Annotated in this window: 10 protein-coding genes; 7 read left to right on the forward strand and 3 right to left on the reverse strand. The window is 45.0% G+C overall.

Annotated features, from left to right (window positions below; all coding sequences use genetic code 11):
• Window position 1: 1 nt before the first annotated feature.
• Window positions 2-1,924, forward strand: coding sequence for a biosynthetic arginine decarboxylase (speA, locus tag AC0L6N_RS17755; protein WP_041714115.1), 1,923 nt, complete (start codon window positions 2-4; stop codon window positions 1,922-1,924).
• A 74-nt stretch (window positions 1,925-1,998) separates the two neighbouring features.
• Here the strand turns inward: speA and AC0L6N_RS17760 are convergent, their stop codons facing one another.
• Window positions 1,999-3,138: a serine hydrolase domain-containing protein gene (locus tag AC0L6N_RS17760; RefSeq protein ID WP_041714116.1), complete on the reverse strand. Its 1,140-nt coding sequence runs from the start codon at window positions 3,136-3,138 to the stop codon at window positions 1,999-2,001.
• Window positions 3,139-3,440: 302 nt separating this feature from the next.
• Here AC0L6N_RS17760 and AC0L6N_RS17765 point away from each other — a divergent pair, with 302 nt between their 5' ends.
• Genes AC0L6N_RS17765 through AC0L6N_RS17775 form a run of 3 tightly spaced genes read left to right on the forward strand, consistent with a single transcriptional unit; the run spans window position 3,441 to window position 6,238 of the window.
• Window positions 3,441-4,814: a DNA-3-methyladenine glycosylase 2 family protein gene (locus AC0L6N_RS17765; RefSeq protein ID WP_473476461.1), complete on the forward strand. Its 1,374-nt coding sequence runs from the start codon at window positions 3,441-3,443 to the stop codon at window positions 4,812-4,814.
• Complete coding sequence (locus tag AC0L6N_RS17770) at window positions 4,814-5,317, forward strand: methylated-DNA--[protein]-cysteine S-methyltransferase (RefSeq protein ID WP_473476463.1); 504 nt, start codon at window positions 4,814-4,816, stop codon at window positions 5,315-5,317. The genes AC0L6N_RS17765 and AC0L6N_RS17770 overlap by 1 nt, the downstream gene beginning before the upstream one ends.
• A gap of 18 nt (window positions 5,318-5,335) precedes the next feature.
• Window positions 5,336-6,238 (forward strand): DMT family transporter, encoded by a 903-nt coding sequence (locus AC0L6N_RS17775; protein ID WP_473476465.1) that lies wholly within the window; start codon window positions 5,336-5,338, stop codon window positions 6,236-6,238.
• Between the two features lie 87 nt (window positions 6,239-6,325).
• Here AC0L6N_RS17775 and AC0L6N_RS17780 read toward each other — a convergent pair whose 3' ends face one another.
• Window positions 6,326-7,750: a sensor domain-containing diguanylate cyclase gene (locus AC0L6N_RS17780; RefSeq protein ID WP_473476467.1), complete on the reverse strand. Its 1,425-nt coding sequence runs from the start codon at window positions 7,748-7,750 to the stop codon at window positions 6,326-6,328.
• A gap of 389 nt (window positions 7,751-8,139) precedes the next feature.
• On the opposite strand from AC0L6N_RS17780, the gene glmU reads away from it, so the two are divergent.
• The 3 genes from glmU (at window position 8,140) to glmS (ending at window position 12,239) form a co-directional block, all read left to right on the forward strand.
• The gene (glmU, locus tag AC0L6N_RS17785; protein ID WP_473476469.1) at window positions 8,140-9,501 is read left to right on the forward strand and encodes a bifunctional UDP-N-acetylglucosamine diphosphorylase/glucosamine-1-phosphate N-acetyltransferase GlmU; all 1,362 of its coding nucleotides are present in this window, start codon (window positions 8,140-8,142) and stop codon (window positions 9,499-9,501) included.
• A gap of 122 nt (window positions 9,502-9,623) precedes the next feature.
• Window positions 9,624-10,403: a DeoR/GlpR family DNA-binding transcription regulator gene (locus tag AC0L6N_RS17790; RefSeq protein ID WP_041714623.1), complete on the forward strand. Its 780-nt coding sequence runs from the start codon at window positions 9,624-9,626 to the stop codon at window positions 10,401-10,403.
• 3 nt (window positions 10,404-10,406) lie between these two features.
• Window positions 10,407-12,239 carry a glutamine--fructose-6-phosphate transaminase (isomerizing) gene (glmS, locus tag AC0L6N_RS17795; protein WP_473476472.1) on the forward strand — a complete coding sequence of 611 codons (1,833 nt, stop codon included), beginning with the start codon at window positions 10,407-10,409 and terminating at the stop codon, window positions 12,237-12,239.
• Between the two features lie 344 nt (window positions 12,240-12,583).
• Here the strand turns inward: glmS and AC0L6N_RS17800 are convergent, their stop codons facing one another.
• Window positions 12,584-13,657, reverse strand: a complete 1,074-nt coding sequence (locus tag AC0L6N_RS17800; protein WP_473476474.1) for an OprO/OprP family phosphate-selective porin — start codon at window positions 13,655-13,657, stop codon at window positions 12,584-12,586.
• Between the last annotated feature and the right edge of the window lies 1 nt (window position 13,658).

Consider the following 13,658-nt stretch of genomic DNA (forward strand, 5'->3'; position numbering starts at 1 on the left):
AATGGCAGAGCAAGCAGATTGGACAATCGACGATGCGGAGCGCGTATATGGCGTTAAACGTTGGGGTGCTGGTTACTTCGAAATCGGATCAAACGGCAATCTTAAGATCACTCCAGATCTTTCAAATAAAAATATGCGTATCGACTTCCAATCCGTCATCGAAGAAATTAAAGAAGAAGGCATTCAATTTCCCGTTGTTGTGCGCTTTCACGATATTTTACGCTCTCAGGTTGCGTGCTTAAATCAAACCTTTATCAACACCATCGAAGAAGCCCAGTATCAGGGCAAGTACATGGGTGTTTATCCGGTTAAAGTAAACCAGATGCGCGAAGTGGTCGAAGAAATAGTAGACGCTGGCGCTCCGTTTAACTATGGCCTAGAAGCAGGCTCTAAAGCCGAGCTTATTACGGTTATGGCTTACAATACCAATATCGACTCGTTGACGATCTTAAACGGATACAAAGACGCCGAGTTTATGCGTTTAGCCTTGTTAGGTCGCAAACTTGGCCGCAAGATGATAGTGGTAATTGAGAAATACTCAGAGCTAAGCCTGCTTGTGAACGCCGCTAAACAATTAGATGTGATGCCTATCATTGGCCTTCGATCAAAAATGACTGTAAAAGGCCGTGGCAAATGGGAAAGTTCAGGCGGTGACCGTGCTAAATTCGGCCTCACTACCAGTGAAATGATTTGCGCCGCTCGCTATCTAGAAAGCGAGGGCATGGGCGAATGTTTGAAATTACTGCATTTCCATATTGGTAGCCAATTAACTGACATACGCGCAGTCAAAGAGGCCATCAGTGAAGGCGGTCGTATTTACGCAGAATTACACCGCATGGGCTTTAAATTAGAGTACGTTGATGTGGGCGGCGGGTTAGGTATCGATTATGATGGCAGCAAATCAACTAATGACTCATCACGTAACTACACCATGGAAGAATACGTAGCCGACGTCGTTTACGGTATGCGTGAAGTGTGTGACTTAGAAGGCGTTCCTCATCCTACGCTTGTTAGCGAAAGTGGCCGTGCTATTACCGCTCACCATAGCTGCGTTGTGGCGCAAGTTGTTGGTGAAATTCGCGCGAATAGCGCCGAGCTTCCCACAGATAAATTGCCCAACGATCACGTTTTATTGAATAACATTCGCGAATTGGCTGAAAGTGTAGACTCGCAAGACAACCTTCAAGAAATTTTCAATGATGCATCTCAATGGAAGGAGCACGCAATTAACGCATTTAAACTGCGCGTTATTTCATTAGAAGAATTAGGCAAAATTGAAACTTTGTATTGGCAGATTATGGTCAAATTGCAGCATCGCCTGAAAGATGCTGAGTTTGTACCAGAAGAATTACAAGAACTTGACTACAACTTGTCGTCACAATACTTGTGTAATTTCTCTGTTTTCCAATCCGCAGCGGACACGTGGGCGATAGACCAAGTATTACCGGTCGTACCCATTGCTCGCATGAACGAGAAACCCACCGTGAATTGTTCACTCGTCGACATCACCTGTGATAGTGACGGTAAGCTTGACCAATTCGTGGTTGAGCACGGTATCTCAGACGTGCTGCCAATGCCGCCACTTAAAAAAGGGGAAGAGTATTACTTAGGGTTGTTCCTCACCGGCGCATATCAAGATGTAATGGGCGACATGCATAATTTGTTCGGCCGGTTGAACGAAGTGCATATTTTTGGTGATGATGATGACCCAGAAGACTTCTACATTGAAGAAATGGTTAAAGGCTCATCTGTACAAGACGTGTTATCTATTATGCAGTACAACCCAGATGCAATGGCCCAATCGGTTAAACGTATGATTGATCAGCATATTTCAAGTGGCGCAATGAAGCCCCGCGAAGCGGTAAAATGGACTGACTTTTACGAAGATTGCCTAAAAGGTTATACCTATTTAAAAACCAATTAAGCATTTACTAAATCACTAAAAAAGCCCAGTCTTGTTTTTCAATTCTGGGCTTTTTTATTTCATTTAAAAACCAATTATGGGGCCGCGCTGATTAGTTTTTGCTGGGCATCATAATGTTCAAAATAACTGGCCCAAAAATCAGCCGTAAAATCATTAATCAAATTTGATTCTGCATTCATGAGCATGAAATAGCCCACTTTTTGATCCGGCGCGAACGCAACCGCTGCACGATAACCTTTGACCCAGCCACCGTGGTAATTCAATTTATGCCCATCAAAGTCGTATACACGCCAACCTAAACCATAATGCGCGTCTTTCAAGTAACGTTGCCATAAGCGGCGGTGCATTTCGCGTTTGGTTTTGACTCGAGGTTGTGTCACTTGATCAATAATTTGCGGCCCAATCACATTAGGTTGTTCGCCAAGCAGCGCCCCAACCCACTTAACCATATCAGCTCCGCTAGCGTTCACCCCTGCGGCGGGTGAAAAGCGATAATAGTCTTCGTTAACCTTCACACTGCGCCATTTATTTTTCGCGATCGCTACATGAGGTTTGGCCCATGAATTCGACGCTTGTAAGCCTTCACGCCCTACACTGGCACCTTTCATATTTAACGGGCGCAATACTTCAGCTTCTAATTGTTGTCCGTACGACGTGTTATTTTCTTGAAAATACTCTTCGATAACCCCAAACAGGGTATTTTGGTAGGTGTAGCATTCACCCGGCGTACATAAAGGCTTTAAATCGGTCAGCATGCTAAGTACTCGTTTGACCGGGTAATTTGCTTCAATGAGATTGTCATACGCATTGGGCGAGAACCCACTCGATTGACCAACAATATGACTGAGCTGTAAGTTTTTGCTGTTATCAAAACTGTATTCGTTGGTCATTTTTTTCACAGGGGTTTGCCAACTTAATTTATCCTCATCGACCATTTTTGCCATTAAAATAGAGGTAAATGTTTTCGACACTGACGCTAAGCGAAAAACCGTTTGCGGAGAGATAGCCGTACCGTTGTTGGCTGTTTTGCCCGACACCACCATCTTGGCTGGCTTGCCCTCTTCTACAAAAGCGAACAAATAACCTGGCACGCGCTGCTTAGCCGTTTTAGCTTTCACTCGACTAGCAAAGTCGTCGAGCCATTCCTCACCCATGGCTTGCGAGCAAACTAAGTTTGAAAAAACGAGGCTTATCAATAAGAAAGACTTAAACACGTGAAAACAGCCACTCCAAAATATCGGTTATCAAGATTACATCCCTTTTCAACGCACAGAAAACGGCCGCGTATTATCTGCTTTATTCCCTATCAAATTCAACAAGCAATTACGAAAGCCGAAACTGCCAGAGCAGAATCTGAATACTGCTAGCGCTGCATACTACTTTCGCAAAACTTTGCCGGGTTAACTTTTGCGAGCTAATCAAAGAACAACATTTTTGCTTTGAGTTCCGTTTTCGACGCATAATAGCCACTCACCGGATTACCATTAGTCCATGGCTTAACACATTCGGTTCCCTCATGCTGACGATACAAGATTATCAACAAGCGAGACTTACCCGCGATCCTCGTTTCGATGGGCGTTTTTTTATAGCGGTCAAATCGACAGGGATTTTTTGCCGGCCGATTTGCCCAGCAAAGCTACCACATGAAGAAAACGTCGAATACTACACCTTAGCACAGCAGGCCATGCTTGCGGGATATCGCCCCTGTTTACGCTGTCGTCCAGACAGTGCGCCGCATTCCCACGCATGGAACGGAGTTGATACTACAGTCAACCGAGCGCTGCGGATACTTGGCGAAAACCTACACCTAAGTATGACCGCAATTGCAGAAAAACTCGGTATAAGCGACCGCTATTTACGCCAACTTTTTATTCAACACATTGGTCTTAGCCCGAAACAATATCAAGTCTATGAACAAATTCTGTTTGCCAAACAATTATTGCAGCACACCCAATTACCTATCGAACATGTTGCGGATGCCGCGGGCTTTAAAGACGCCAGACGCTTACAATATAATATGCAACGCGTCATGCACCGTACTCCAAAGGAATTACGTATAAAACCCAGTAACCAAATACAACCTATCGTTATTCCTTTAGCCTACCGCCCGCCGTACAACTGGCCCCACTTGCGTGACTTTCTGGCGCGCCGAGCAATATCAGGTAGCGAATGGGTGAGCCAAGATAGTTACGCACGTAATTTTACCTTCGGAACCAGCAAAGGTTATTTTCAGGCCCAGCATCAACCAGATAAATACCGCTTTCTCGTTACCTTAGCAATTGATGATTTGCGGCAACTCAAGCACTGTTTGAGTAACGTTCGGCGCATATTGGATGTTGATGCGGATAGCGCGACGATTGACAACAGAATCGAATTAAGTGGCTTATCCAAGCAAATCATTACCCCTGGTATCCGCATTCCCGGTATATGGAATACCTTTGAAGCTGGGTGCAGAGCTATTCTTGGTCAGCAAATATCAGTGACCGCGGCTATTAATCTTGTCACTAAGCTCGTGGCAACGCTCGGAGAGCCTGTTCTTGATGATCAGGCGCCAGTGCCTGAACTTAATCGTTATTTTCCGGCGCCTGATGCAGTTGCAAACAGTGACCTCAGTTTTTTAGGCATGCCCAACAGTCGTCGTGAGACCCTGCGCCGTTTTGCTGCTTTTTATGCTCAGCACCCTGATACTCCACCCGATGATTGGTTATCAATTAAAGGCATTGGTCCATGGACAGTTGCTTATGCTAATTTGCGAGGGTTATCCCAAGCGGATATTTGGCTTAACTCAGATTTAGTCATCAAAAAACAGCTACTTTTACATGACATAGATGCTGACAAAGTCAGCCCTTGGCGTAGTTATTTAACATTTACTTTATGGAGTCTCGCGTAATGGAAAGCCGTACATCGTTTACACCGCTGTGTACCTATTTACCCACGCCATGTGGCCTACTAAAAATAAGTGCGAGTAATGACGCTATCATCGCTATTACCTTTGTAGAGCATCCAGATACAGCTGCCACCAGCAATGCGTTATTGAAGCAAGCGAGACAGCAACTCAAAGAATATTTTGACCGCGACCGTGAAGCGTTTGATTTGCCCCTAGCCCCCATAGGTACTGATTTTCAGAAGAATGTTTGGCAACAGTTACGCGCCATACCTTACGGTGTTACATGTAGCTATGGCGATATAGCAAAGCAATTAAACAACCCTAACGCCGTGCGGGCGGTGGGCAGCGCTAATGGCAAGAATCCTATCTCGATTATCGTGCCTTGCCATAGAGTGATTGGGGCCAACGGCACACTGACGGGATACGCCGGCGGCTTAACACGCAAAGCCACTTTACTGAGTCTAGAGAACCCACAATTCAACGCATCACCAGCAAAAATTAGCTGAATAGTACAGGGAGGTTAAATGCAATTACGCGATTTTATCGAGCTAGTCTTGCTTGCAAGCATTTGGGGGGCCGCATTTATTTTCACTCGCACCGCCACGCCTGAATTTGGTCCAATAAGCTTAATCACCATGCGAGCAAGTATTGCCAGCCTCATTTTGCTGCCATTTGTGTGCAATCGCGTCGCAATCAGACAAATAACCGAGCATTGGCGCGGTATTTTAATAGTCGGGTTAACCAATACTGCCATACCATTTTGTTTATTTAGCTACAGTTTATTACACATAGGAGCTGGATATGCTTCTGTGATGAACGCTACAGCCCCTATGTTTGGGGCAATGATTGGCTGGTTGTGGTTAAAGCAGCGCATACCTAGCGTTGCAGTACTGGGGTTGTTGATTGGTTTTCTTGGGGTGGCAGTGCTTAGTGCTGCGCAGGCCGCCGCATTTGACGGCATTTCCATTTTGCCCACTTTAGCGACTTTAGTTGCCACCGCCCTATACGGCTATGCTGGCTGCTTTACTAAGCAACACCTCAGCGCCGTGGGTCCAATGGCGCTAGCCGCAGGCAGTTTGTTTGCAGCAACACTGTGTCTGTTACCACTGAATATTTGGTTTATGCCTAGCACGCTTCCTTCGCCAAGCAGTTGGGTTGATGCCATTGCTCTTGGTGCACTTTGCACTGCATTAGCTTATTTGATGTACTTCAGATTAATCGCCAAAGTCGGCCCAAGCAATGCCCTAACCGTGGCTTACCTAATTCCAGCCTTCGGTATTCTGTGGGGGATTGTCCTATTAAATGAGACCTTAACACCTTCGATGTGGGTAGGCGTGATATTAGTGATATGCGGTGTGTTACTCGTCACCGGAGTGGCAAGCCGCGTGATAGCAAAACGTAAGTTAAAAGCCAAACCTGCGGTGTAATGCCTTATTGGCTATGCAAACTAACATATATCTGCATAGCCATATATAACGCACCAGGCACTCAACCTTGCAATGCAGATTGAAGAATTAATGCTCCTCAATCAATTGCAGGCGCACCACGTTTCGTCCTTCCCGCTTAGCGGCAAAAAGCGCATCGTCGGCAGCGGCAATCACTTCATTTATGGCCCGAGGGATAGCCGTAAACGACACACCAAAACTGGCCGTCATTTGAATAGACATGCTACCTGTTGTTATCGTCATATTGGCTAGGCGATTACGTACGGTTTCTGCTACATCTACCGCCTCATGAGGGCCGGTATTGGGCAGTAGCAACAAGAACTCTTCACCACCCCATCGCCCAATAATATCTTGCTCTCTAAGCTCTAACTGCAACATTGACGCGATTTGGCGTAACACAATATCCCCTGCCTTACGCCCATGGGTTTCATTCACAGATTTAAAATTATCGAGATTAATAAGCACCAAGCTGACAGAAGATTTCTCGTACATCAAGCCATCGAACTTAAGGGACATGCTAGCGCGATTGGGCAATTCAGTTAACACGTCTATTTGACGGGTCTTTTGCATGTCTTTTTTGAAGTAATACAACAGGTTATATATGATCAAAAATAGGCCAAAAATAAGCACCAACAAGGTCACTATACTGAAAATAAAGCCTCGGCTTATCTCTGTTTGACGCGACTCAAGGGGCGTCATTAAATACAGCGTCCAATCAAAAGGTTGAATATTTAATTCAGCGATTAAAAAATCATAGCCGTTTATTTTAACCAATAAATTATTAAGCGAACCCGCTTGCTCGTCTTCCGACAAATCTTTAAACCAAGGCAATTCCGTTAAATTGGTAAACTTTGAATTAGCCGCGACTAATTTGGGATCAGACGACAAGGTGATGTTTCTGTCTTGGTCCGCAAAGATAAAATCATAACCATAGGTTTCTTTGTAACGCGCGAAAATATCCAAAAAGCTTCTTAGGCTTTTACCTACACCGAAAAATCCAAGAAAATTCTGATCTTCATCAAAGACTTTTAAATCGATATAAAAGTGAGTGTCTTCCCACTTACCAATATCGGCTATTTCATTCTGAGCTGACTCTTTATATTTAAAATACCAACTCACGTCCCCTTCAACCAATTCCGTGGTTGTACCATCGGAATAGTATTGCCGACGACTCTTTTCACTGGCGATAAAGAAATTCATTCCAAATTCACGGTGCAAGCGTTTAAGGCTAGCAAACACCGCGTCTTCATCAACGCTCTGTGCGCCCATGAGATCTTGCAATTCTTTTGCTTTAACAAGGGTTTCAGAAATATGCAGCGGCTTCATTAGTTGCTGCACAATGAGCTCTACGGCTGGAGAATGAGACTGCTGCTGAGCACGGCTTTGCTCCGCGACGATTTTAGACACGCTGAAGTGCACCAAGGTAACGATGGATACAACCACAACGACGAAGAGCAGCAAAATACTGCGATGTAATGTTCGAAAGATATTCACAAACTACCCTGTATAAAATAAACCAAAAAACTGCTTATCAGCCTGCCCTGTTATTCATTAACTGTAGCATTACTGATTATTTGTTCACGTTAAACTAAACACATGTGTTTAACCAACTAAATTAAAAATTGGCAACACATTTATGCAGTAAAACACATCTATTACCATATAACCTATCGGTCAAAGCAAAAAGGTAGGTAAAGTTACCCCAATGAGAACACTATACGCAAGCATCAAAAGTAAACCCATTGTACTTTGGTTGCAAAATCTTAGTTTGGTTCGTTAGCCAATAAAAAAGATACGTCTTGAAGCCTAACAGAGATCAAGCGCTGGTAGTTTTTGCTTGCATCAGTAAAATACCTTGGAATTTAAATGACTCAGGATACTAAATGGCATTTTCAGTGGTAATACTCGCAGCAGGTAAGGGAACTCGCATGAAGTCTTCCATGCCGAAGGTTTTACACCCTATTGGCGCAAAACCTATGGTGCAGCGCATCATTGACACCGTAAATCAATTGGGTGCCCATTCTATCAATTTAGTATACGGCCATCAGGCAGAGCAACTACAACAAGCATTGGGTCACAATGCGCTCAATTGGTGCTTACAAGCAGAACAGTTGGGCACTGGCCACGCTGTGCAGCAAGCGGTGCCACATATTTCTGATGATGAAGATGTGCTTATTCTTGTTGGCGATGCTCCCCTTATCAAAGCCAATACCCTGCATAATTTGTTGCAAGTAAAAAACAATGCCGATGTCGCATTACTGACTGTCAACGTTGCTGACCCAACAGGCATGGGGCGTATTATTCGCCAAGGCGACAATGTTACCGCGATTGTTGAGCATAAAGATGCCAGCGACGCCCAGCGTCAAATCTGTGAAATAAACACAGGTATGATGGTACTTAATGGCAAAGATTTAAAGCGCTGGCTTGCGAATTTAAATAGCAACAATGCCCAAGGTGAATTCTACCTTACCGATGTCATTGAAATGGCAGCCAATGAAGGAAAAGTCATTAAAGCGGCTCAGCCAAACAGTGAAATTGAGGTCGAAGGCATCAATAACCGCAAGCAATTGGCCGCTATCGAGCGCGCATTTCAATTTGAACAAGCTCAAGAGCTGATGATGCAAGGTGTTAGTTTACTTGACCCCCACCGTTTTGACTTGAGGGGCGACATCATAGTGGGCCAAGACATCAGCATAGACGTGAATGTGGTTATCGAAGGCACCGTCAAAATTGGCTCCAATGTCACTATAGGCCCCAACTGCATACTTAAAGACTGTGAAATTGCAGATGGCGCGTCTATCGAAGCCAACAGCATGCTCGATCAAGCCATAGTCGGTGAAAACTGCTCGGTTGGCCCATATGCACGCTTACGCCCAGGTGCGGTGATGCACGAAAATGCACGCGTTGGCAACTTTGTCGAGATGAAAAAAACCACACTAGGCAAAGGCTCAAAAGCCAATCATTTAACTTACTTAGGTGATACTACCGTCGGAATAGGCGCCAACATCGGCGCAGGTACCATCACCTGTAACTACGATGGTGTAAACAAGTCTAAAACCATTATTGGCGACGGCGCATTTATTGGTTCTAACAGTGCCTTAGTTGCCCCTGTTCAGATTGGTAATATGGCTACCGTTGGTGCGGGCTCGGTGGTAACGAAAACGGTCGCCGATCAAGAGTTAGCGATTGCTCGAGCAAAACAGCGAAACGTCAGTGGTTGGCAACGTCCTACAAAGCCAGAATAAATGTTGAAGGTAGAATAAGTGAAACCTCCAACCCCTTGGAGGTTTTTTTGTATCTAACACCTTAGTATAAGATGCAAAAGAAAGGCTTTATCTTTCATTTCGAAACATATATATTTCGAAATATGCAAAAACGAAACACACAACAACGACGTCGAGCGATTGTCGACCGTCTTCACTCACATCGCGAAGTGATGGTGGATGAACTGGCGAAGCTTTTCTCTACCTCTGAGGTCACTATCCGTAAAGATCTCACTGAGCTTGAAAACAACGGTCTTTTATTGCGCAAATTTGGCGGAGCAGTGCCGCTGCCGCAAGACTCCTCTGAATTATCCAGTGAAAAATTGTCTGCGCGTAAAATAGCGATTGCGAAAGCCGCCGCCACCTTAATTAAAGATCATAACCGCATCATCATTGATAGTGGCAGCACCACAGCGGCCCTAATTCCTGAGCTGGCAAGTAAGCTAGGTTTGGTCGTCATGACAAACTCACTGCATGTAGCCAATTCACTGCTGGAAACCGAAAACGAGCCAAAGGTGTTGATGACAGGTGGCACGTGGGATCCTCAATCACATGCATTTCAAGGCAAAATGGCTGAACAAGTGCTGCGTGCATACAATTTCGACCAGGCCTTTATCGGCGCAGCAGGTCTCGATTTACAAAAGGGCTCAACCACGTTCAACGAATTGACCCAACTAACCCAAGTTATGGCTGAAGTCTCTAGCGAGGTCGTAGTCATGGCTGAATCAGAAAAACTACAACGAAAAATACCTAATGTTGAATTGCCTTGGCAGGCGATATCGGTACTGGTTACCGATGATTTAATTGCTCAAAGCGATAAACAACATATTGAACAACAGGGCGTGAAGGTTATTTGCGCAACAACTAAGTCATTTGGAGCATAACGTATGTGTGGGATTGTTGGCGCAATAGCCGAACGTAACGTAGTAGAAATTTTACTTGAAGGGCTAAAACGCCTTGAATATCGCGGATACGATTCTGCTGGTGTTGCCTTACTCGATAACGAGGGTAACTTAACCCGCACTCGTCGCATTGGTAAAGTAAAAGAGCTGGCCGACGCCTTACATAACAATCCAGCCAAAGGCAGTGTAGGTATTGCCCACACGCGCTGGGCTACTCATGGCGGAGTGACCGAAGCCAATGCTCACCCACATTTTTCAAGTGAGCGCATTGCGGTCGTGCATAACGGTATCATCGAAAACTACCAACACCTGCGTGCTGAACTATCAGCCAAAGGCTATGGTTTCACGTCTGACACTGACACCGAATCCATTGCGCATCAGGTGCATTATGAACTAGATCAGGGGGTAGATTTACTGCAAGCGGTGCAAATGGCTGTGAGTAAATTTGATGGGGCGTATGGCACGGTTATTGTTGATAAGCACGATCCAGAGCGCATGATTGTTGCCCGTTCAGGTAGCCCACTCGTGATTGGTTTTGGTATCGGTGAAAACTTTATAGCCTCAGACCAAATGGCATTGCTGCCTGTCACTCGTCGCTTTATGTACCTTGAAGAAGGCGATGTAGCCCAAGTGACCCGCACCAGCGTCACCGTGTACGATCAAAGCGGTCAAGTCGTCGAGCGCGATATTGTTGAATCAGATGTAGAACACGATGCTGGCGATAAAGCAGGCTATCGCCATTACATGCTTAAAGAAATTCATGAGCAGCCTTCAGTCGTGCGCAACTGTTTGCAGGGCCGTTTGGGTGAACATGACATCAGCCCGAATATTTTTGGTCAAGATGCGGACGAAGTGCTTGCCAAGATCAAGCACGTACAAATTGTTGCCTGTGGTACCAGCTACCACTCAGGCATGACCGCCAAATATTGGTTAGAAGAATACGCCAATGTGTCATGTAACGTTGAAATCGCTTCTGAGTTTCGCTACCGCAAATCATTCGTTCACCCCAACAGCTTGCTAGTCACCATTTCTCAGTCAGGTGAAACGGCTGATACCCTAGCCGCTTTGCGCCTAGCAAAAAGCTTAGGCTACACCTCAAGCTTAACCATATGTAACGTACCAGGCTCATCACTCGTGCGTGAATCTGACCTCGCTTTTATGACCCTTGCAGGGGCAGAAATCGGCGTGGCGTCGACCAAAGCGTTTACCACCCAGTTAACCGGTTTCTTAATGTTGACGTTAGCATTAGGCAAACATAACGGCATGACAGAGGCCGATCACAAAGCCATAGTTGATGGTTTACATAGCTTGCCAAGCAAACTGGAAGAAACCCTAAGCCTCACCCAAGGCATCAAGGATTTAGCCGAAGAGTTCGCCGATAAACAGCACAGCTTATTTCTAGGTCGTGGCGATCAATACCCGATCGCTATGGAAGGCGCGCTTAAGCTCAAAGAAATTTCCTACATTCACGCAGAAGCCTACGCATCTGGCGAATTAAAGCATGGTCCACTCGCTTTAATCGATGATGAAATGCCGGTCATCGTAGTCGCTCCCAATAATGAGCTGTTAGAAAAGCTAAAATCAAACGTAGAAGAAGTGCGTGCCCGCGGCGGCATCATGTATGTATTCGCCGATAAAGAAGCCCACTTCAAGAGTGACAACACCATGCGCGTGATCAACGTACCACACTGTGAAGCGGCCATCGCCCCAATTATCTACACCCTGCCATTACAGCTACTGTCCTACTACGTAGCGATTATCAAAGGCACAGATGTAGACCAACCTCGAAACCTCGCGAAAAGTGTCACGGTCGAGTAAGCCATTGATTCAAAATGTTTATTTTGTGGGTTCGAATTAAAGTTTGAAACTTGGAATTAAAGTTTGAAACCGGCTCGAATGAGCTGGTTTTAAAGCATTTCGACAAATGCTCCGATGTTTTCCTTTTTTAAGAAGACTATTTAGGCAGAAGTTGTCAGTACGAAACCACTATCGTCAGTGACGATGTCATTGCTGAATATTTCATTACATCAATTTTCAAAAATCTTCATTTTTACGAATTTAGTTGATTTAGTGGTACTAAACACAGATGAGCAGCTTGGTAAATGAACCTTTCCCAGACTCATTTGACAGATTCGAACAGTGTGAACTTCGCGCTAAAAAAGTCAAAAGTGGTACTGTACTCGCAGTGAAATTGCCTCTCCAGATTTACGCTGCGCACCATCCTCTGTAATGCGTGCCTTAATAAAGTTAACCATGAACTTGAGGTCATTTTTTACAACGTAATTGAGTCCAATCGATATTGTATTAACTTGGTCATTTTCTTTCACCAGCGCCATCTGACTATATCGCATTGTCACTTCCCAATGGCTGCTATCGATCCCTCCAAGAATGCCTTCTTCAAATTTTCTGTTTTTCCCAGATAAGCTATAAGCCATAAGACTATACCCTCCCTGATACAGATATTCGCTACCATCAACTGCACTTACTGTTGATGTTTGCCATTCCGTAATGTTGAGAAAGCCATTGTTTTGCCACATAAACTCGAAGCCGGTCTGTGATACAGAATCCGCTACAATCTTGCGACTTTTGATGATTGGATCAGCACTACCGACCTCCACTTTTCTATTTATGCTATATGTATCGCCGTGCATACGGCGTTGGCTGGATGCGATCCCTACATGTATCAAGCCATTGTCTGTGTGCCAAGGTGTCCATGCCAGTCTCCCCGTGACCGACTCACCGTTGTCAGCATCGTTTTTCTGGAAATAACCTAATTGCCAACTTAATTCTCCGCGACTACCAGCAAAGTTAACACCATACGAAAGACCGGGCGAAATCACTGTGGTCGCCATAGCCCGCTCAATCATAATAAAGTTTCTGGCCCCCATTAGCCTTTCAAATCCAAAACCCTCCTTCTGCCTTCCTATGGTGATATTGGCGATGTCCCAACCTGTGTATTTGATAAAGGCGGCTTTAACATCGAGGTCTTGTGTAAGTTCAACAGAGTAGTTCGCACTCAAGCTTTTCGATAATTGAGAAGCAAGTGCCAAACGAACACGTCGCAATTCTAAATGACTATTAGCTGCGTTTGCCACATCGACAAAATTTGCATCAAAGTGGTCATAATCGACCATTAAATGCCCACCTAACTGAACGTCTATGGGCTGCTGAGCTATGCTTGTGAAACTAACAATCGCTAGAAAAGCGCAAAAGACGCGCAATTGGGGCGTGCTCATT

This window comes from Paraglaciecola sp. G1-13, assembly GCF_055809255.1.